Source organism: Leisingera sp. ANG-Vp (genome assembly GCF_000813725.1).
Classification (GTDB): Bacteria; Pseudomonadota; Alphaproteobacteria; order Rhodobacterales; family Rhodobacteraceae; genus Leisingera.
Genome location: NZ_JWLD01000036.1, coordinates 55,217 through 75,859 on the forward strand (window position 1 = coordinate 55,217; position 20,643 = coordinate 75,859).

At 61.4% G+C, this 20,643-nt stretch carries 18 protein-coding genes and 1 riboswitch; of the genes, 13 read left to right on the plus strand and 5 right to left on the minus strand.

The genetic code is table 11. The features are described from left to right. Positions 1 to 17 precede the first annotated feature (17 nt). Complete coding sequence (locus RA20_RS12365; protein WP_039128994.1) at positions 18 to 1,490, minus strand: NAD-dependent succinate-semialdehyde dehydrogenase; 1,473 nt, start codon at positions 1,488 to 1,490, stop codon at positions 18 to 20. Between the two features lie 185 nt (positions 1,491 to 1,675). Between RA20_RS12365 and RA20_RS12370 the strand changes: the two genes are divergently transcribed. Further along, complete coding sequence (locus RA20_RS12370; protein WP_039128996.1) at positions 1,676 to 2,461, plus strand: alpha/beta hydrolase; 786 nt, start codon at positions 1,676 to 1,678, stop codon at positions 2,459 to 2,461. Positions 2,462 to 2,730: 269 nt separating this feature from the next. After that, a complete protein-coding gene (locus tag RA20_RS12375) occupies positions 2,731 to 3,939 on the plus strand; it encodes an aminopeptidase P family protein (protein WP_039128997.1) in 1,209 nt (402 codons plus the stop codon). Positions 3,940 to 4,031: 92 nt separating this feature from the next. Here RA20_RS12375 and RA20_RS12380 read toward each other — a convergent pair whose 3' ends face one another. Both RA20_RS12380 and RA20_RS12385 read right to left on the minus strand, forming a co-directional pair. Next, a complete protein-coding gene (locus RA20_RS12380) occupies positions 4,032 to 4,508 on the minus strand; it encodes a phosphoribosyl-AMP cyclohydrolase (protein ID WP_241482252.1) in 477 nt (158 codons plus the stop codon). A gap of 181 nt (positions 4,509 to 4,689) precedes the next feature. Then, complete coding sequence (locus RA20_RS12385) at positions 4,690 to 5,922, minus strand: 50S ribosomal protein L11 methyltransferase (RefSeq protein WP_039129000.1); 1,233 nt, start codon at positions 5,920 to 5,922, stop codon at positions 4,690 to 4,692. A 253-nt stretch (positions 5,923 to 6,175) separates the two neighbouring features. Between RA20_RS12385 and pssA the strand changes: the two genes are divergently transcribed. The 9 genes from pssA (at position 6,176) to RA20_RS12430 (ending at position 15,613) form a co-directional block, all read left to right on the plus strand. Further along, positions 6,176 to 6,919, plus strand: a complete 744-nt coding sequence (gene pssA / locus RA20_RS12390) for a CDP-diacylglycerol--serine O-phosphatidyltransferase (RefSeq protein ID WP_039129048.1) — start codon at positions 6,176 to 6,178, stop codon at positions 6,917 to 6,919. Between the two features lie 26 nt (positions 6,920 to 6,945). Beyond that, positions 6,946 to 7,569, plus strand: a complete 624-nt coding sequence (locus tag RA20_RS12395) for a class I SAM-dependent methyltransferase (RefSeq protein WP_039129003.1) — start codon at positions 6,946 to 6,948, stop codon at positions 7,567 to 7,569. Between the two features lie 171 nt (positions 7,570 to 7,740). Then, positions 7,741 to 8,823 carry a hypothetical protein gene (locus RA20_RS12400; protein ID WP_039129006.1) on the plus strand — a complete coding sequence of 361 codons (1,083 nt, stop codon included), beginning with the start codon at positions 7,741 to 7,743 and terminating at the stop codon, positions 8,821 to 8,823. 383 nt (positions 8,824 to 9,206) lie between these two features. Further along, positions 9,207 to 10,328, plus strand: coding sequence for a hypothetical protein (locus RA20_RS12405; RefSeq protein WP_039129009.1), 1,122 nt, complete (start codon positions 9,207 to 9,209; stop codon positions 10,326 to 10,328). A gap of 138 nt (positions 10,329 to 10,466) precedes the next feature. Continuing rightward, positions 10,467 to 12,404, plus strand: coding sequence for an ATP-binding protein (locus tag RA20_RS12410; RefSeq protein WP_039129012.1), 1,938 nt, complete (start codon positions 10,467 to 10,469; stop codon positions 12,402 to 12,404). Then, the gene (locus RA20_RS12415; protein WP_152618504.1) at positions 12,401 to 13,330 is read left to right on the plus strand and encodes a putative phage abortive infection protein; all 930 of its coding nucleotides are present in this window, start codon (positions 12,401 to 12,403) and stop codon (positions 13,328 to 13,330) included. Before RA20_RS12410 ends, RA20_RS12415 begins: the two co-directional genes overlap by 4 nt. Continuing rightward, complete coding sequence (locus tag RA20_RS12420; protein ID WP_039129014.1) at positions 13,327 to 14,688, plus strand: DUF6638 family protein; 1,362 nt, start codon at positions 13,327 to 13,329, stop codon at positions 14,686 to 14,688. Before RA20_RS12415 ends, RA20_RS12420 begins: the two co-directional genes overlap by 4 nt. 2 nt (positions 14,689 to 14,690) lie before the next feature. Beyond that, positions 14,691 to 14,957 (plus strand): hypothetical protein, encoded by a 267-nt coding sequence (locus RA20_RS12425; protein WP_039129016.1) that lies wholly within the window; start codon positions 14,691 to 14,693, stop codon positions 14,955 to 14,957. Between the two features lie 11 nt (positions 14,958 to 14,968). Then, positions 14,969 to 15,613: a DUF1523 family protein gene (locus RA20_RS12430; protein WP_039129019.1), complete on the plus strand. Its 645-nt coding sequence runs from the start codon at positions 14,969 to 14,971 to the stop codon at positions 15,611 to 15,613. A gap of 53 nt (positions 15,614 to 15,666) precedes the next feature. On the opposite strand, the gene RA20_RS12435 is transcribed toward RA20_RS12430, so the two are convergent. Further along, positions 15,667 to 16,134 (minus strand): hypothetical protein, encoded by a 468-nt coding sequence (locus RA20_RS12435; protein WP_152618505.1) that lies wholly within the window; start codon positions 16,132 to 16,134, stop codon positions 15,667 to 15,669. Positions 16,135 to 16,503: 369 nt separating this feature from the next. Continuing rightward, positions 16,504 to 16,702, plus strand: a riboswitch (cobalamin riboswitch). Positions 16,703 to 16,811: 109 nt separating this feature from the next. Between RA20_RS12435 and RA20_RS12440 the strand changes: the two genes are divergently transcribed. Both RA20_RS12440 and RA20_RS12445 read left to right on the plus strand, forming a co-directional pair. Next, complete coding sequence (locus tag RA20_RS12440) at positions 16,812 to 18,047, plus strand: aromatic ring-hydroxylating oxygenase subunit alpha (protein ID WP_039129025.1); 1,236 nt, start codon at positions 16,812 to 16,814, stop codon at positions 18,045 to 18,047. 4 nt (positions 18,048 to 18,051) lie between these two features. Continuing rightward, positions 18,052 to 19,137, plus strand: coding sequence for a hybrid-cluster NAD(P)-dependent oxidoreductase (locus RA20_RS12445; protein WP_039129028.1), 1,086 nt, complete (start codon positions 18,052 to 18,054; stop codon positions 19,135 to 19,137). A 51-nt stretch (positions 19,138 to 19,188) separates the two neighbouring features. On the opposite strand, the gene RA20_RS12450 is transcribed toward RA20_RS12445, so the two are convergent. Next, on the minus strand, positions 19,189 to 20,643 hold a 1,455-nt coding region (locus RA20_RS12450; protein ID WP_052248985.1), incomplete at its 5' end, for an ABC transporter substrate-binding protein.

Sequence of the window (20,643 nt, forward strand, 5' to 3'; positions counted from 1 at the left end):
GGCCGTCCGCGGCCGGATCAGACCGACATGCAGATGTATTTCATCTCCAGGTAATCCTCGATGCCGTGATGGCTGCCTTCGCGGCCCAGGCCGGACTGCTTGACGCCGCCAAACGGGGCCACTTCGGTCGAGATGATGCCGGTGTTGACGCCGACAATCCCGTATTCCAGCGCCTCGGCCACTTTGTACACGCGGCTCAGGTCCTTGGCGTAGAAGTAGGATGCCAGGCCAAAGATGGTGTCATTGGCCATGGCAATGACTTCATCCTCATCCTCGAACTTGAACAGCGGCGCCAGCGGACCAAAGGTCTCGTCGGTGGCAAAGGCCATCTCTTGGGTTGCGCCCTTGACGATGGTCGGCTGGAAGAAGCTGCCGCCCAGCTCGGACGGGTTTCCGCCCAGGATCACTTCGCCGCCTTTGGAGGTTGCGTCGGCGATATGCTCCTGCACCTTCTCGACCGCTTCCATGTTGATCAGCGGGCCGAAGTGGATGCCGTCCTTGAGGCCGTCGCCCACGTTCATCGCTTCAACTGCGGCCTTCAGCTTTTCGGCGAAGGCATCGTAAACACCGGCCTGCACATAGATCCGGTTGGCGCAGACGCAGGTCTGGCCGTTGTTGCGGAACTTGCACATGATGGCGCCTTCAACTGCAGCGTCGAGGTCAGCGTCGTCAAACACGATGAAAGGCGCGTTGCCGCCCAGCTCCATCGAGCATTTCATCACGGTGTCAGCGGCCTGGCGCATCAGGATGCGGCCCACCTCGGTGGAGCCGGTGAAGGTCAGCTTGCGCACGGCGTCGTTCTCGCAGAACTCCTTGCCGATCTCGGACGCGCGCGACGACGGCACCACGTTGAACACGCCGGCCGGGATGCCTGCGCGTTCGGCCAGAACCGCCAGCACGGTGGCCGACAGCGGGGTCTCAGCTGCCGGGCGGGCAACAAAGGCGCAGCCAGCGGCCAGTGCCGGGCCTGCCTTGCGGGTGATCATCGCGTTGGGGAAGTTCCACGGCGTGATCGAAGCGGCGACGCCGATCGGCTGCTTCAGCACGGTGATGCGCTTGTCGCGCTGGTGGCCGGGGATGGTTTCGCCGTAGATGCGCTTGGCTTCTTCCGCGAAGAACTCGATGAAGGAGGCGCCATAGGCGATCTCGCCGCGCGATTCCGCCAGCGGCTTGCCCATCTCCGCGGTCAGGATCACCGCCAGGTCTTCCTGGTTCGCCATCATCAGATCGAACCACTTGCGCAGCACGGCGGCGCGTTCCTTGCCGGTCCACTTGGCCCATTCCTTTTGCGCGGCCTCCGCCTGGGCGATGGCACCGGCCACCTGGGCGCGGCTGATATCGGCCATCTGGGCAATCACGTCGCCGCGGGCCGGGTTGGACACGTCAAAGGTGCTTTCACCGTCAACAAACTGGCCGCCGATATAGCCGCGGGTCTCCAGCAGGCTGGGGTCTTTGAGCAGGGATTTGAGATCTGTGGTTGCGTCGAGCATTGCGGGCCTCCCGGGTGTTCTGTCGCTGGAATGCAAAGCAGTTGTGCCTAAATAAGTCCAGAAGGATTGATGAGTCCAGAATTTGATCAAATTTTTCCTGCAAGACATTTCTGCCGCGCAATTTGACATGCGCTGTGGCAGACTGTCAGGTAGCCGAAAATAAAAATTTGCAGGGGAGATTGGGCATGGAATTGGATGATGCCTATGCCAACGGGGCATACATCGAAAATGCAGAGAGCTACCCGCCGCGCTGGGCCGCTTCGGCGGAGGATTTCCGCAACAGCCTGCATGAGCGCGCCCGGCTGGACATTCCCTATGGCGAAGGGGAGCGGCAGAAGTTTGACCTGTTCCTGCCGGAAGGAACGCCCAAGGGGGTGTTTGTCTTTGTGCATGGCGGCTACTGGCTGGCTTTCGACAAAAGCTCCTGGTCGCATTTGGCCCGCGGCGCGATATCCCATGGCTGGGCGGTGGCGATGCCGTCCTATGACCTGTGCCCCGAGGTGCGGATTGCCGATATCACCCGGCAGATCACCGCAGCGGTGACCCGGATTGCAGGTGAGGTGAACGGCCCGATTGCCTTGGCAGGCCATTCCGCAGGCGGCCATCTGGTGGCGCGGATGCTGGATAGGGCGCTGCTGCCCGCGGAGGTGGGAGAGCGGATCAAGACGGTGATCCCGATCTCGCCGCTGGCGGATCTGCGGCCGCTGCTGCGCACCTCGATGAACCAGAAGTTCAAGATGGATTCGGCGGCTGCCATTGCCGAAAGCCCGGTGGATATGACCGAGCGCTACGCGGCCGAGGTGACGGTCTGGGTCGGCGGCGAGGAGCGTCCGGCGTTTCTGGATCAGGCGATCTGGCTGGTGGAGGCCTGGGAGGCCGATCACGTCATCGCCTTTGGCAAGCACCATTTCAACGTGATCGATCCGCTGGCGGACCCTGAGAGCGACTTGGTGGCGTTGATAGTGAACTGAAAACTCCTGTTCGGCCAGCAGGCCGGACCGCGCCCGACCCTCCCCCACGGGAAGGGCGCCTTAGGCACCCACCCCGAGGATCGGGCGCTGTCCTCAGTGAGAAATGGCTGGCAGCAGTTTCTCTTTTCTCTTGCCAGATTGATGATTCCACCCCATGTTCCAGCGCAAGGGCTAGGCGATGGCGTCGCCGCATGGGATACATGGTGCCCTCACAATCCAAAATCTGTCCTGAACGCCGGGACCTTTCTTGTAAGAAGGAAGGGTCTGATATGACTTCACGTCCTGAAATGTACCGTTTTCACAATGGTGAAAAAGCGCCGCTGCAATTTGCTGTCTCGGAATATGAGGCCCGCATCGCAGGCCTGCGCAGGATCATGGCTGAAACAGGGGTGAGCGCTGCTGTCTTCACCTCGATGCACAACATTTCCTACTACTCGGGCTTCACCTACTGCGCCTTTGGCCGCCCCTACGGCATGGTAGTGACCGCAACCGAGGCCGTGACCATCTCGGCCGGCATTGACGCGGGCCAGCCGTGGCGCCGTTCGTTCTGCGACAATATCACCTACACCGACTGGCAGCGCGACAATTTCTGGCGTGCAATCAAGTCGGTATCCGGCGAGGGCGCGGTTGTCGGCTATGAAAGCGACCACCTGACCCTGCTGCAGAAGGCCAAGCTGGAAGGCTTCCTGGCGCCATCCAAGCTGGTTGATCTTTACGAGCCGACCATGCGCCAGCGGATGGGAAAGTCCGCGGCTGAGCTGGAGATGATCCGCGCAGGCGCGGCTGTTGCCGACGTGGGCGGTTTTGCGATCCGCGATGCGGTCAAGGAAGGCGCGCGCGAGATCGACGTGGCGATGGCAGGCCGCGATGCGATGGAACTGGAGATCGCCAAGCGCTTCCCGGATGCGGAGTACCGCGACACCTGGGTGTGGTTCCAGTCCGGCATCAACACCGACGGCGCCCACAACCCGGTCACCGGCCGCCGCCTGGAGCGCGGCGACATCCTGTCGCTGAACACTTTCCCGATGATCTCCGGCTATTACACCGCGCTGGAGCGGACCATGTTCGTCAAGGAAGTGGACGCTGAATCCCTGCGCATCTGGGAGGCCAATGTGGCGGCGCATGAGCTGGGCATCTCCCTGCTGAAGCCGGGTGCGAGCTGTGCGGAAATCACCCATCAGATCAATGCCTTCTTTGAAGAGCAGGATCTGCTGCAGTACCGTACCTTCGGCTATGGCCACTCGTTTGGCGTGCTGTCGCACTACTATGGCCGCGAGGCAGGACTGGAACTGCGCGAGGACATCGACACGGTGCTGGAGCCGGGCATGGTGATCTCGATGGAGCCGATGCTGACCATTGCCGACGGCCAGCCGGGTGCGGGCGGCTACCGTGAGCATGACATTCTGATCATCCACGAGGACGGCAACGAGAACATCACCAAGTACCCCTACGGGCCGGAGTTCAACGTTGTCGGCTAAGCGGGACTAAAGACAGAAAAACAGGGGGTGCCACGTGTGCACCCCCTGTACACCCCCTGTACACCGGCGGGGGGGGCGGTCACTTCTGCCGCTTACGGCTGGTAGGGCAGGGACGAGTGGTGCAGCACGATGCGCAGCACGCCGTCGGCATCCTTCTTGTAGCCAAAGCTCTTGTCGACCTTGGTGGCCTTGCCGTCCTTGTCGGTCAGAATGACCCAGCCCATCCACATGGCCACATCGCCTTCAATGAACTCAGCACAGGTGACGCTCTCCATAGCCCGCCAGCCCTGAATCGCAAATCCGCGATCCAGGGGGTATTCTGCCGAGTGCCCGCAAAAATAGGCCAAGGCGCCTTCTTTGGTTGGGCGGAAAGTTTGCTCGCCACTGGCCATAGTGGGTTTGAACAATACGGGTCCCAGGCCGTAGCCATAGTTCGCATCGAGATGGGCACTGGCGACCTGTCGAGCCGCGTCAATGCCGCCATCTTCGAAGGCTTTTGAGATCGCTACCTTTCCATTCCCCCAGGCGGTGAGGGCTGCGTCGATTTCTGTAGAGGTGATCGGCATCATTTCGTCCTTCTGATTTCCCCTGCCACCCGAAGTGTGGGGCCGGGTGTGCAGTCTGCTGCGCTCGGAAGGTGATACTGCGAATCGGGGCCGTAATCGACAGGGATTTTCGTCGCGGGTTTGGGACAGGAAAGACGCAGCGCGGCGGCCGCTGCCCGGTTTGGGCCGCGGCCGCCAGCTTAGCCTAGTGATGTGCGTGGATCGGGCTTTCGGGTCTGCCGGCTTCCGTCGGCGGGCAGGCCGGAACCGCAGGGACGGCGGTGCTGTCGCTTTCGTGCATCAGCCGGCCGGCATTCCAGGCCCGGGTCATCCAGAGCGCGGCTTGATCCGCATCCGCGGCGCCGAACGTCCAATCGTGCACTGTCAGGCTGAGCTGCGAGGCGTCATGCTGCGCGGTCACGGTCAAGCGGTCCCCTGCCGCGACGGTTTCCGGACGGTCGAGCAGGAAGGCTGTGCGCCCCCAGTGGCCCCCGTCATCTGGCCCGTTGGACACCAGAATGCCGGGTGCCAGTTCCATCTCGAAGCTGACAAAGACCGCATGGGCCGTGCCGGAGGCGGTGCAGGCAAGATCCTTGGCAGTGCGCCCCGGGCTGAGGTCCGGGCGGGTGAAGTCGAACGAGAACAGGGGTTCTTCAGGCCCCAGCGGCCGCAGCCCGCAAGCCGCCAGGTCATTGGGCGTGATCTGGGCGACGGTTGCAAAGCGGTGAAAGGCGCTGAGGTCGAACCCTTCCGCCTTTTGCGGGCGCCAAAGGTTCAGGAGCTTGGGGCTTTCCACCAGGCGGGCCATCAGGGTGCCCCGCTCGGGCACCGCCCGTGCGCCGGGTTTGGCCAACACGGCCATGGCGTGAGTGAGCGTTGCCAGCGCCCCCTCGCCGAGCAGAACGGTATCGACGATTTCCGAGACCACCACATCCGCCGGTTCCGGGATGTCCTCGCCCACGATGATCTCATGCGACCATTTCGGGATAACCGTGATGCGGTCGCTAAGCCCGTTGTCTTCGATCACGCGGGCTGCAGCCTGGGCGATCAGCGGCTGCTGTTCGCAGGTGTAGACATGTTTTGCCCCGGCCCGCGCCGCCAGCATGGCCGTCAGCCCGGCGCCGCAGCCGATGTCCAGGACCACGTCGCCCGGCCTGACCTTGGCTGCAATGGCCTGCGCATAAGCGCGGTTGCGTGCCGTGTCCGCCAGCATTGGGAAATGCCAGCGCGGGATAAAGGTCTGATAAAGCCGCTCCCGCAGCACCTGCGCCTCGTGGTGGCTGGGATCCGCGGCGAGAGCATCGGAAAGAATCTGAGAGGTCCGCAGGCCGCCGTCCCCTAAGGATTCCGATTTGGCAAGCTGAACGAGCTGGTCTGCGGTTTGCGGGTCTTTTTTGCGGGGGTCTTGAGCGGTCTTGGGCGATTGTCTTTCAAGCAACTGGAATTCTTCCTCAATTGAAGCAAATGCGACTGACCGGCATATTCTGTGCCCGCCGCTAAGATATCGTAAATCGGCGGCACGGCCGCTGCAGAAGGCTTGGATGCCGGGTGCAGCGGGGGGCCAGGCGTTGCGCCGGGGCCGGTCTTGGGGCATATGTGCGCCCAGCCCCGAAGTTTACCTCCTGGCGCGGCAGGCCGCGGCGCGGATCTGCGCCTTTCTGAGAGCCGCCAGCGAGGAAGAAAGAACCGCCATGTATGATGTCCCGGAAAAGAAGAAGTCGGAATTCGCGCTGATTCAGCTGATGCCGAACATGATGACCATCGGCGCCATCTGTGCAGGGCTGACGGCAATCCGCTTTGCGGTCTACGGCAACTTCAAGCTGGCGGTGATGATGATCATCCTGGCTGCGGTACTGGACGGTCTCGACGGGCGTCTGGCACGGGCGCTGCGCAGCGTCAGCAAGATGGGTGCCGAGCTCGACTCGCTGGCGGATTTCCTGAATTTCGGGGTGGCGACACCGCTGGTGATCTATTTCTGGGCCTTGCAGGACATGCGCGGGCTGGGGTGGATCTCGGTGCTGGTGTTCTCGGTTTGCTGTGTGGTGCGGCTGGCGCGGTTCAATGTCTCCACCAAGTCGGAAGAAGAGGCGCCCAAGCTGCGCAAAGGCTATTTCGAAGGTATCCCGTCGCCCGCGGGGGCGCTGCTGGCGCTGCTGCCTATGTTTGCCTCTTTTGCCTATGACGGCGAACCGGTGCTGCCGGAGCTGCTGATCTGCCTCAACATGGTGCTGGTGGGGCTGGCAATGATCAGCCACATTCCGACCTGGTCGCCGAAAGCGATGAAAATCTCCCGCGAGCATGTTAAATATCTTCTGGTGGGTTTCGCCTTCATGGCTGCGGCATTGTTGACCTATGCATGGACCGTGCTGGTTGTGCTAAGCCTCGGATATGTTGCGATGGTAATTTGGGGGCTGGTTTCCAAGCCGAAGGGCTAGCCCAAGACGTCCAGGGGAGGGACGAATTGGATATCAAGGCAGTTGAGGAATCCTACGCGCGCTGGGCGCCGGTTTATGACAGGACATTTGGCGCGGTGACGCGCTCGGGGCGCCGCCGGGCGACCCGCTATATCAATTCCCGCCACGGCACGGTGCTGGAAGTGGGCGTCGGCACCGGCCTGTCGCTGCAGCACTACGCGCCGCATCTGCAGGTGACCGGCATCGACTTCAGCCATGACATGCTGAAGAAGGCGCAGGCAAAGGTGCAGGAAATGGGCCTGGATCAGGTCGAGGCGCTGCGGCAGATGGATGCCCGGCAGCTGGACTTTCCAGACAACAGTTTTGACAGCGTGGCAGCGATGCATGTGCTGTCCGTGGTGCCTGAGCCCGGGCGCGTAATGCGCGAGATCGCCCGTGTGCTGAAGCCGGGCGGCAAGCTGGTGATCACAAACCATTTCAAAAGCGGCAAGGGGGTCCGGGCCTCGCTCGAGAAGCTGTCGGCGCCCCTGGCCAATGTGATCGGCTGGCATTCGGATTTTGAACTGCAGACGGTGCTGCAGGAAGACCGGCTCCGGGTCGAGCAGCAGGAGAGCATTCCTCCTTTCGGCATGATGACCTTTCTGGTTCTGAGCAAGCAGCAGACCATGTGAAACACCCTGGTTCTGCGCATTGGCCCCGGGGGTGTTCTCCGGGGCTTTTCTTTGTGCGGCCTGTCTGCAACAGTGCAGAGGAACCGGGCGGAATTTGACCGCCCGAGGGATGTAAATTCGTTTTACATCCCCATCTATGGATCAGTTATTTCAAGGGGAGGAACAGATACGATGAGTGTTTCCCAATTCGAGAAAATGGTGTCTGAGAGCCAGGAAAAAGTCCGGGAATCTCAGTCCAAGATTGAAGCGCTGACATCGCGGATCGAGGCGGCGCGCAGCAAGATCGATGCAGGCGAGGACGCCAGCATCGACATTGAGAACGCAACGCTGGACGACGTGCACGCCCATACCGAGGTGATGAATGCCAACATTGCCGAGCTGATCATGGGCCTGGACGATGTGACGGCGGCATTCTCCAAGGATTTTGACGAGATGCGCTCGAAAACCGGCTGGGAGAGCTTTGTCGGTTTCTTTTCCAAGGGCAAATCGGACTCGATGCGCCAGGAGCGGATGCGCACCGCCAATATCGATGACAAGCTGCACGACCTGATCGCCAAGTCGGATGTGATCGTGAAACTGCTGGAAGGCCAGCTGGCAACTCTGGAAGAGCAGCGTGAGAAGGTACAGGCGAACCTCTCTTCAACGCTCGACGACCGCGAATTCACGGTGCAGGAGCTGGAAACAGTGAAGGCGGAAATCACTGCGCTGGACCCGCAAATCATCGAGCTGGAGAACAAGATCTCGGTCGAACAGGACGCGGCAGCCCGCACCAAGCTGGAAACCGAGCTGGCGGATCTGAACGCGAAATACAACGCGCTGGTGCAGGATGAGCAAGTGAAGCTTGCGAAATCCCAGACGCTGGAGCGCTATATCGAGAAGGGCAAGACCTGGGTCGACAGCCTGCAGAACCAGGCGGCGACGCAGATGGTGCTGATCAACAAGCTGCAGACGGACACGCAGCAGCGGGTGGTGCTGTATGATGCGCTGACCAAATCGCTGAAGACCGCGCAGCAGCAGGATGTGGCGCACAGGATCAACGAGATCGGCGTGCAGACCGACAAGGAAGCCCAGACCGCAATGGCCGCAATCGGCACCGCAACCAACCAGCGGATGGCCGACATGCTGGAAGCGCATGAGGGCAATATGGTGTTTGCCCGCGACGTGCTGGAGAAGAAGGCCAAGGCCGACGAACGCTTTGCCCGCCGGTTTGCCGCGATTGTCGAGAAGCACGACAAGAACCTCTATGGGGGGTGATCGTGTTCAGGCTCTCTGAAGTTAACGGGTCGTTTCTCTACAAAGCCAGCACCTTAAGTGATTTCTATCTGCAGATCGTTCTCATAGCCGTCGTCTTGTATTTCACTTCGCTAGACAGCCACATTAAGTGGGCGCTTTTTGCTGGCGCGGCGCTTGCCGCTCGAACGAATTATTTAAGAAAACGAAAGGAAAAAGAAGGCGATCGAAATGACTAAGACGGGCCAAGGCTATGCTGTTTTGACACCTAGAAACTACCCATACTGGAAACTGAGTGTGCAAAGCAGAGGACAGAGCCCGGCCGCGGGGGGGAGCGTAGCGCCCGCCCGGGGGGGCGGACGGGCGTTGTCCGTGCCGCAAGCGGCACGTCCGGAGAGGTGCTCCGTATGACCGACCCCGCCAAAGACCATGCAGGCATCACGGATACCTTCGCGTCGCGCCGGTACTTCAAGAAGTTCGACACCATCATCCGGCACCTGACGCGGGTGGCGGCGGCGATGCAGGCAGAAGGGCGGCTTTCGAAATCCGATGTGAAGGTGCTGACAGCCTATCTGATGCGCTTGAACTTCACCTTCCGGGCGCTCTCGATGAAGTACCTTATGACCGGGCGCGACACCGGCCGCTTCTTCGGCAGCCTGGCGATGGACAAGCGCGACAGCGGCTTTCCGGTGGCTGCCGAGCTGATGACCATGGCCAATGACGCCCAGCAAGCGGAACGGCATCTGGCCAATATGGCCAGCGAAGAGGTGCTGAAGGACGATATGGTGCGCACCATCATCTCGGACCGGGCGGTGCCCTCGAAGCTGCAGTTCGCGCTGTCGCAGCGGCTCTATTACCAGGAGCTTCTGAAGGGCGAGCTGTTCTGGACCCAGAACGACCCGGAATGCGAATGGCTGGAAAACCTTGGCCCGCGCCGCCGCCGCTTCCTGCTGCACTGGGCGGCCTATGACAGCCAGGTAAACCTGCCGGTGATCTACCTGATGGAGCTGGAGGACAGCGGCAAGGTGGCGCTGCCCAAGGATGAGCGCCGCTGGCCCGAGGTTCAGGCGCATCTGATGGCACAGGCCCTGGCCGGGCTGAAGCTGGTGACCATTGCCAAGGGGTTCGACGAGGATTTCGACGACCTCCACCCCAAGCATCTGCGCCGCTATCATGTGGGGCCGATGTACTCCTCGGCCTATACCGAGCAGTCCGGCCCCCTGCGCCGGGTGCTGGAGGAGGCAGAGGCGCCTGCGGGCCAGGACTGGGCGCTGGCCTGGACGCTGGAGGAGCTGGAAAGCGAAGACGTGCGCGAGGAGCGCTCCGGCTGGTTCGGCAAGGTGGAGCGGGAGATCTTTGCGCTCGACCCCTTTGGCGGCCGCGGCGCGGACACCGGGGCGACCCGGACCCAGCGCGCCATCATCCTGCCGCAGCGCCCGTTCCAGGTGCTGGCAGAGCTGGACCCGCCGGGGTTTGCCGATGTGCAGAAGTTTGTGGTGAGCGAGGCAGGACAGGTGCTGCGGTATTGAGCGGCGTGCCTTTTTGAAGATGAGGGAGCCTCCCCTCTCGGCGGCAAAGCCGCCTGCCGGGCAGTGGGACGGGAGTATTTTTAGCAAGATGAAAGCGGGTTGGATTGTGACCCGCAGGAGATGGATTGAGAGGGTGAGATGAGCATTTCAGGCAATCAGATGGAGTTGCGGGAAGAGGATGTCCGCAAGCATTACGGGGCTGCGGCAGCGATGCTGGAGGGGTTTGACCACACGCCGCGCATTGCTAAGCCTGCATTTGAGGGCAAGGCGCCGGAACGTTCGCCCGGGATTGCCCGCACGCGCCGTTTCCGCTCGACCACGCCGGGGCTGGTGACGCGCTCTACCGCGCGGCCTGAGGGTGTGCATCTGATTGCCCGCATCGAGGCGGCGGATGATGATGACCCGCTGACCTCGCCCCTGCAGGCAACCTTGCAGCATTGCCTGCGCCGGGCGCTGGCGATTTCGCTGGCGATGGGAGAGGCTTATGCCGAGGCTTCGGGCTTGGGGGATCTGAAACGGGCCAATCTGGCCGGTTCTTTGGATGCCGCGCGCAAGGGGGAGTTCACCGAACTGCTGGCGGCTGAGGCACTGATTGCCGCGCATGTCTTTGCCAATGCCGCGGCCTATTTGCTTGCGCCGCATGGGAGTGAGGCACAGGCCGAGGTGGGCGAGGCGGAGGAGCTGCTGACGGATAATGCGCCTTTGGCCTTGCATGGCGCATTGTGGGAACTGGACCAGAAGCTGGCGTTGCATGCGCCCGATGACGCGCATCTGATTGCGGCTGCGGCAGCCTATGCCGAGCAGCTGATGGAGAAGGCCGCTCTGCGGGCCCAGACCGCGCCGCGGCTGGAGGCCTTTACCGCTGCCGCCTGGCGGGTGGAGGCGGATGATCTGACCATCAGCGGCTTTGAGGCCGCGGCCAAGGCGAAGTCCACTACGATCACCATGGCGTTCAAGAAACCGCATGAGGTGGTGGGCAACCACATTGCCAAATACCAGGCGCTGCGGCTCTCCAAGATGCTGATGGCCTATGATTTCGACCGCCGCCTGAACCCGTTTGCCGAGATGGGCGGGTTCATCTTCACCTTCATGGGGGACGGTAAGCCCGGGACCGGCAAGACCACGCTGATCCAGATGATGGCAGGCCTGATCCACGACTATTGCCAGAACGCGGGCTACGCCTTCCGCTACCAGAACTTCGGCATCGACAATATCGACAGCTATCAGGGCAAATCCGGTCAGAACGCCAAGTCCTTCATCCAGAACGTGATCGACCCGGGCGTCATCGGCTTTGGCACCATCGACGACATCGACCAGATCGCGGGCAAGCGCGGCGACCGGCAGTTCAGCGCGGGCCAGCAGGAAGTGACAGCGGTCTTCATGGAGGCCTTTGCCGGGGCCAATACCGTGGTGCGCGGCAACTGCACCTTTGGCATGTTCTCCAACTACCCGGAGAATGTCGACGACGCCCTGCGCCAGCGGGCCGGGGCGCGGTTCCTGGTGGACGGGCCGCAGACGCGGGAGGATTACATCGACATCCTGACCCTGCTGATGGGCAAGAACCATGCAATCCCGCAAGGTGACCATGACCTTTACGGCGCGCAGGAGATCAAGAAGGCGGTCGCGCGGTCATTCGAGGCGCACAACCGCCCGCAGGAGCCGGGGCTGGCGGAGGTGTTCGGCCGGGTCCATGATCAGATCGGCGCGCTGGATGATCTGGCCAAGCTCGGCACCTATCTGAAGGCCATTCAGCAGGCGGATGAACGCTTCACCGGCCGCGCCATCAAGAACATCACTGATGCGGTTAAGGTCCGGGCGATGGATTTTGAGCTGCCGGATGAATGGATGGAGAACCCGGAGCTGTTCCTGTTCAAGGACTACGCCACCAAATCCGCGATGATTGCAGAGCTGCGGGTGCCCATCACGGTCGACATGGTGGTGCAGGAGATCAACCGCTACGCCGACTCTGAGTTCCGCTATGCCGATAAATCGGATGAGGTGGCGATTGAAAACATGGTGCGCGATTTCGGGCGGCAGGAAGAGGCCAAGCGGCGGTATCTGGAGGGGCAGGGGTGATCGAAAGGATTGAAAATCACTGGCGCTCTATAAAGGCAGGCATCAAAAGCGATCGGCCAATGGATGTTGGTAAGGCCCTGACGAAGGCCTTTCTAACAGTAGTGGCTATTCTAGCGATACTTCCTCAAGTTGACAGTGAGGGTGATTGGCAGTTTAGGGCTTTTGCGTTGCTTTTTTCGCCTTCTAATGAAATCGGCGATACTTTCGCTGGAGTAGCGGGAGTGTTGGCCTTTCTCTGGATCATCGTGACTGTCTGGCTGCAAAGCGAAGAACTCGCCGAACAACGGAAAGAGCTTAAGCGCCAAGCTGATGAGTTCAATGCAATGAATACCAACCTGAGATCGCAGCAGTTCGAAACGACATTTTTCGAACTGCTGAGAACCCACTCGGAGATCGTTGGCGGCTTGGATGTAGTGAAAAAAGATAGCAAGGATAAACTAGCGGAGGGGCGAGACTGCTTTGTTTTCTATTACAGGGAACTGAATAAGGTTTATCGTGAAAAGCTAAAGAAACACGATGAAGGCGTTGCCCTGTTTTATGCCTATAAAGATTTTTGGAACAGAAGGGGCAATGATTTAGGGCACTACTTTAGGTTTCTGTATAACTGCTTCCGTGTTCTTGAAGATGAGAAAGAGTTCTCTAAGCCTAGGCATGCCAAACTGCTAAGGGCGCAGCTATCTGATGCGGAATTGCTCTTATTGTTTTATAACTGCGTGTCTTTGAAAGGTGAGCCGTTTCAAACCTATGCGAACAAGTTTGAGCTGTTTGACAACTTGCCTACTTTGAAATTGCTCAACCACTCTCATATTGGGCTTTTGGGTTCTGAGGCCTTTGGAAACAACCCGAAGCTGACACCCAATGAAAACAGGAAGCTCGAACGTGCGCACATTTCGGCACTTGAGACAAGTGTGAGGAGCAGGCCATGAAACGCCTCATCCAGCATGGCCTGATGTTCGGCAATCTCTTCCATGTGGCCTCGCCCGCGCTGGTGGAGCGGTATAACCGCGCGCTGAAGCATCTGACCGGCAAGACCACCGCTCTGACGGATTTCCACGTCGATATCTCGGGCTTTTCGCCGGAGATCGGGGATGAGCTGGGGGATGATCACTATCTGAACCATGCTGGCGTGAACCGGCAGTTCATTCTCCTCAGCACCGAGCAGAAGCGCTGTCCGCTCTTGCATGTGAAATTCTCCACCAGCCGGGACATTCTGCGCCGGTTTATCGAGGTCAACGAACGCCAGCTCTTTGCGCTGACGGCGACGGATGCAGTGGCGGGGGAGCTGGTGAATTCGGTGTTTGAGGTGTCCTCGCCCGCGAAGCTGTTCGATATCCAGCAGGTGCGCATCGAGGCGGATACCACCAAGGGCACGCTGCGCCATGCGGACCGTCTGGCGGAGCTGGTGGAGCAGTTCAAGACCGGCGAGGATGCCTGGTTTGATGATGCGCTGATTGGGGAAATGATCCAGACGGCTGAGAAGACCGGCGATGTGACCCGCAATCCGGTGCATCTGCAGCATGAAGTCTTTGAGCAGGCAAACTTCTGGACCGCGCATTTCGGTGGCATGTATGTGTTTCAAGGCGTCGAGCATCCGGCAGTGATTGCCAGCGGGGAGAAGCCTGAGGGGGTGCCGCTCGACCGCGTGTTCGACCTGGGGCAGCGCAATGCGATTGCAAAGTTTCTGGACCTGAACGGGCTGGCAGAGCCGGTGATCCGGGCCCGCGGCGTTGATGGCGCGGCGATCCTGCGGCAGAAGATGGGGTTCCTGGCGGTCTCAGTCCTGACAGAGAAGGGGCGGGACCTGTCCGGGCTGTCGCGCGCGGATCTGCGGCGGCTGGCGGCGCGCTATGCAGATGAGCTGCCGGAGGAGTTCGAGGGGCTCTCCGCACTGGTGCGCTGGGCCGAGGGCGGCGGCAAATGGCCCAAGATCCGCTCGGACCATCCGGCCTACTTCTATTCCCTGCGGGCGGCGGATACGCCGGAGCGGGATCTGGTCAATATGCTTCTGGCGGAACTTTGCCCGCATGACTTCCGCCAGATGTTCATCTGCCACAAGGAGCTGTTTTACCGCCGGTACCGGGGCTGGCCGGAGACCAAGAAGGCCTATGCAGCGGAGTTCCTGGCGCGGGAGTATGCGGTGGACAAGGCCGGCGCGCGCGAGGCGCTGTTCGGGCATGAGCCGGATATGGAGGGCCGCACACCTGCGCTGCCGCGGGTGCGGCGCAAGGGGATGGTTGAGCGGGTTGGCCCCTGGGGCGCGGTGAACCGTGTGCGGGGGCGATAGAGATGTTCGGCTTCTTCCGCCTGGTGCTGATCCTGCTGGTGGGGCTGACCGTGGTCTACGGCGCCGCCCGGCTGTATTCGCGCGAGATGCGGCGGGCGCAGCTGAAGCGGCGCTGGAAACAGAAGGGGTTGACCGGCGACCGCGCGGCCTTCATCCAGCGGGGGCTGAAGCAATACGACCGCTCGCCCCGGCGCAAGCTCTTGCTGCTGATCTACATCATTCCGCTGGGAGCGCTGATGCTTCTGGTCTACGTCATTAACTTCATGTGAGGTGTCACGCCATGCGTTTCATCAAATGGGCCTTCCTGATCACCTTCTGGGTGCTGTTCGGCGCCTTCCTGCATTACACGCTGCCGCAATACGACGTGGTGCGCATCGTCAACACCTATGAGGAGCGGCAGGAGCTGAACGATTGGACCCGGATTTTCTGGTCCAAGCCGGATGACCAGTCGGCCGAGCTGTTGAACCGCGATGTGCAGTTCATCCAGGGCGTGCGTCAGAACGGCGATCCCATTGTCTACCGTAACGAGGACACCGGCTGGAACTGGCCGCCCTATTTCAAGTTCGACACCGCGAACCTTTACACCGATGCCAATGACGCTGTCTCGACCAAGGACGCGCCGGAGTGGGTGTCCGTCATGCATTACGGCTGGAGGAACCAGTTCCTGTCGATCTTCCCCAATGCGGTGACGATCAAGCCGGTGGCCGGGCCGGATGACAAGCCGACCAACTGGTTTGCCATCATCTTCCTGGTGCTGCTGGCGGCAGTGATGTGGGCCATCTATGTGCGCTGGCGCCGGTTCCGGCAGGCCCGGATCGACCCGATGATCGAAAGCGCCGAGGACAGCCTTTATGCGGCAGGCGATGCGATTGCCGAGCGCAAGGGGCGGTTCCGCCGCTGGCTGGATACCTGGAAATCGAAGTGAGGAAAGGCTGCCGGGCGGGGGAGCTCTAACCGCCTGGCACTTACAGGACCAGGTCAGGGGTCTGTTCGGTTTCCCGGACCGATAAAGGCTCTCACAATGAGTGCAATGAAAACACCGGCAACAACAAAAAGTACCGTGGATTTTGCCGGTAGCATCCAGCTGGAGATTGCAAGAATTCGGTCGGCTTGCTGTGCCCAGTTACCGCTGTCTGTTTGAGCGTAGCTGCCGGGGTCAATAGACCAATACCATTTCCACAAGCGGGTTATCGCAATGCCGATTAGGGCAAAAAGAGAAGAGATAACAGCGCCCCAAAGTCCGGCGCGCATCCAGGAGAGCGGCTTGCGCAGGATCCGTTTCAGGACTGGTCCCGTTATCAGCCGGCTTGCAAGCCAGGCCACCGGCAGGCCCAAGACTGCAGCCCAGATCATAAGGCCAAGGAAGTTCACCAAGGATCCGCCGTCAGTTCTGGATGTGATTGGCACTGCAATTGCAAGCCAGCCGAGCAGCCCGGAGAGTTTCACTGCATGCGCCCACTGAGAGCTAGTGTATGCGTCTCCCTCTTTCACGAAATCCTTAGTCCTTTCACACAGATACCCTAGCGCTGCAGCAGCAGCGGCAGCTTGCAAACGGGTGCAGGCCCTTTGGCCTAAATTGACATGCTCAAGGGGAGGTTAGGCCAGAGCTGATTGCCATTCAACAGGCTTCAAACCGAATCGGGTGAAGCGATTCGGCTCTGACAGCCTGCAAAAACAGCGGCTTGCCGCAAAAAGACGGGCGAGTGCCGGTTTGAGATTCTGGACATCTCTGTGCACCTTGGCACGGCAAACATGCATGTCTTTTTCCGGTTTCGGCGGGTCGGATTTGTTTTCGCGGACCGGTCCGTGATCGGGCAAATTCCGCCTCAGCAAGGTGCCGCCTTTCGGGGCGGAGAATTGGGAAGCTGGTGAAAATCCGGCACTGCCCCCGCAACGGTGACCCCGAGTCAGGCCTGGCAAAAACCACTGAAGCTCGCGCTTCGGGAAGGTGCCAGGCCCCGCCGCCAAGCGGCCCCGGGCCAGTCCGGAAACCAGCCTTGCCATGAAAACACGTCAACCGCGGGCGGCGGCGGGGCGGTTGCGGGCGCGTGGCCTGCAATCTCTCTTTCTATGCCTGCACCCTAGCCACGACGCCGCGGGGATGCGGCAAAGGAGAGAAGCAGATGCTTCACGACAGCGAAATTCTGGCCAAACTGGTGGCCCGTCAGAAAAACTATTCCCTGGAGCAGGCGTTTTACACCGATCCGGGCGTGCTGGATCTGGACATGCGCCAGATCTTCTACCGCGAGTGGCTGTTTGCCATTCCGGCTTGCGAGATCCCGAAGGCGGGCAACTATGTGACCCATCAGGTGGGGTCCTACAACGTGATCATCGTGCGCGGCACCGATGGCGAGGTGCGCGCCTTCCACAACGCCTGCCGCCACCGCGGCTCGGTTGTCTGCAAGGCCAAGAAGGGCAATGCGCCCAAGCTGGTCTGCCCCTACCACCAGTGGACCTATGAACTGGACGGCTCGCTGCTGTGGGCGCGCGACATGGGGCCGGATTTCGATGCCTCCAAGCATGGGCTAAAGCCGGTGCACTGCCGCGACCTGGAAGGGCTGATCTATATCTGCCTGGCGGATGAGGCGCCGGATTTTGATGCCTTTGCCGATGTGGCCCGCCCCTATCTGGCGCCGCATGACCTGGGCAATGCCAAGGTGGCCTATGAAAGCTCGATCATCGAGAACGGCAACTGGAAGCTGGTCTGGGAGAACAACCGCGAGTGCTATCACTGCGGCGGCAACCACCCGTCGCTGTGCCGGACCTTCCCGGAAGACCCCTCGGTCACCGGGGTTGAGGGCGGTGAGACCCCGCCGCATCTGCAAAAGCATTTCGACCGGATTGAAGCCGCGGGTATCGCGTCGCAATTCCGGATGGATGCACGCGGCCAGCACCGTCTGGCGCGGATGCCGCTGAATGAGGGCGCCGAGAGCTATACCCTGGACGGCAAGGCAGCTGTGGCCAAGAAGCTGGGCCGGGTGCCCTTTGCCGATGCGGGCACCTTGCTGAAGTTCCACTATCCGACCACTTGGAACCACTTCCTGCCGGATCATTCCATCGTGTTCCGCGTAACCCCGATCAGCCCGACCGAGACCGAGGTCACCACCAAATGGCTGGTGCACAAGGATGCGGTTGAAGGCCAGGATTACGACCTGAAGCGCCTCACCGAGGTCTGGATCGCCACCAATGACGAAGACCGCATTGTGGTCGAGGACAATCAGCGCGGCATCAACTCGCCCGCTTATGAGCCCGGTCCCTACTCGGAAGTACAGGAAAGCGGCGTCATCCAGTTTTCCAACTGGTATGCCGACCACCTGACCCGCGCGCTGACCGGCCGCCACCTGATCGCGGCGGAGTAAGCACATGGGACTGCAGGCCAATTTCGAGACGCTGGACGAAACCCTGGCGTGGAAGGACGACGAGATGCTGGAATGCGTCTCTGTCGTGCCTGAAGCGCCGAACACCGCCACTTTCAGCTTCCGCGCGCCCTCCGGCGCGTGGTTCAAGTATCAGCCGGGCCAGTTCCTGACACTGGAGCTGCCGGTGCCGACGGAGACCGTCTGGCGTACCTACACGATCAGCTCCTCGCCGTCGCGGCCTTTGTCGATCTCGGTGACGGTCAAGGCGCAGGCCGACAGCATCGGCACCCGCTGGATGCTGGACCACCTGAAGCCGGGCATGTTCCTCAAGGCCTCCGGCCCCGCAGGCGTGTTCACACTGCCCAAGCGCCCGAACGGCAAGTTCCTGTTCATCTCGGCTGGCTCCGGCATCACGCCCAGCCTGTCGATGACCCAGTATCTGTTCGACCGCGGCCAGTCGCCCGACATTTGCTTCATCAACTGCGCCAAACGGCCGAGCGAGATCATCGCGCGCCAGCAGCTGGAAAGCATGGCGTCGCGGGTGCCGGGGCTGAAGCTGAACTTCGTGGTTGAGGAAGACGATCCCTATCGGGTCTGGACCGGCTACCGCGGCCAGCTGAGCCAGATCATGCTTGGGATCATCGCCCAGGATTATCTGGAACGCGAGGTCTACTGCTGCGGCCCTGAGCCGTTCATGCAGGCGGTGCGCGACATGCTCATTGGCCTTGGCTTTGACATGGAGAACTACAATCAGGAGAGCTTTGGCGCGCCGGTTGAGACTGAGGCAGACGCGCCGGAGCTGGACGATGTGGTTCCGGAAGAAAGCGCGACCGCCGAGATCAGCTTTGCCGCATCGGGTGTCATGGCGACCTGTACCGAGACCGATACGGTGCTGGCGGTTGCCAAGGCGTCGGGCCTCAACATCCCATCGGGCTGTACCTTTGGCATCTGCGGCACCTGCAAGGTCAAGAAAACCGCGGGCGAGGTGCATATGGTCCACAACGGCGGCATCTCGGAAGAGGACGTGGAGGCAGGGTACATCCTGGCCTGCTGCTCCAACCCGATTGGCCGGGTTGAGGTTGATATCTAAAGAAACGGCGGCGCGCCAGGATTGGCGCGCCCCCTTTCATTTGCGGCCCTGTCAGGCTTCCAGTGCCAGCTTGTGCACGTGGATTTCGTTGATCGGGTGGCTCTCGGCGCCGATGACGCCGGGGCGGGCGTGACGGTAGAGCGAGCGCCAATAGGGCTGGATCACGGTGCCGTCGTCGCGCATGAACAGCTCGATCTTCTCCATATGGGTGCGCCGTGTATCTGCGTCAGCAATGGCCGAGGCAGCCTCGAGCATGCTGTCGAACTCGGCACTGGCGAGGCCGGTCTCATTCCAGGCAACCCCTGTTTTGTAGGCCAGTGTCAGCACCTGCACCCCCAGCGGGCGGTGGCCCCAATCGGTGGAGCTGAACGGGTATTTGTCCCAGTCGTTCCAGAAGGTGTTCCCGGGCAGCACGGTGCGTTTCACCTTGAGGCCTGCATCGCGCATCTGAGCAGCCAATGCGTCAGTGGTGTTGCGGCGCCAGTCGTCGTCGATTGAGATCAGCTCATGCTCGAAGTCGAGCATACCCGCCTCTTCCATCAGTTTACGTGCTGCTTCGGGGTCGCGCACCGGGGCGCCGATGTCGGCGTATTCCGGGTGGATCGGGCAGACGTGGTGGTTCTCGGCCAGGGTGCCGCGGCCGTCATAGCCCAGCTCCAGCAGCACCGCGTTGTCGCAGGCCAGCGCCAGGGCGCGGCGCACGCGGGCGTCGGCATAGGGTGCGGCGCCGTCCACCAGGGAGTCGCGGTTGGTGCGCAGCACCAAAGTATTGGCGGAGACGGATTCACTGACGTTCCAGCCGATGGAGGTGAAGATGTCGACATATTCGCCCACGGTTTCGTAGGTCATGTCGATTTCCTCGGCCTCGGCTGCCGACAGATGGGTGGAGGCATCGGTGCCGAAGTCGATGAACTCGATCCGGTCGAGATAGGCACCTTCGCCCCACCACTCGTGATCGGTGTTCTTTTCCAGCGCCACCTTCACGCCGACCTCGTATTCGACCAGCTTGTAAGGCCCTGTACCCACCGGATCGGCGCCCGGATCGCCCGACCAGCCATCGGGCACGATGGCGGCAGGGTATTCGGTCACGGCCGGGATTATGGTGATGTCCGGGCGGGTGAGTTTCAGCTTGAGCGTCAGATCGTCAACGATCTCCAGCGCGCCCTCAGCAGGGCCGTCGCCGGCCTCGTTCTGCAGCGAGCCCATGCGGGCGGCCATCGAATTGCCTTCCCACTTGCCGTCGCACCAGCGGGCAAAGTTGTAGGCGACGTCCTTGGCGGTCAGGGTGCCGCGGCCGTCGTTCCAGTTCACCCCGGGGCGGATGTGCAGCAGGTATTCGGTGGCGTCCGCGTTGACCTCCCAGCTCTCCAGCAGGCGCGGCTCAAAAGTGCCGTCGGCGTTGTATTGCACCAGGTACTCCAGGTAGCCGCGCACCAGGTTGCCAAGCTGCGGCCAGTTGAACAGCGGCGGGGCGGGGGGGGGGGGGCCGGCCCGGCGGGGGGGCGG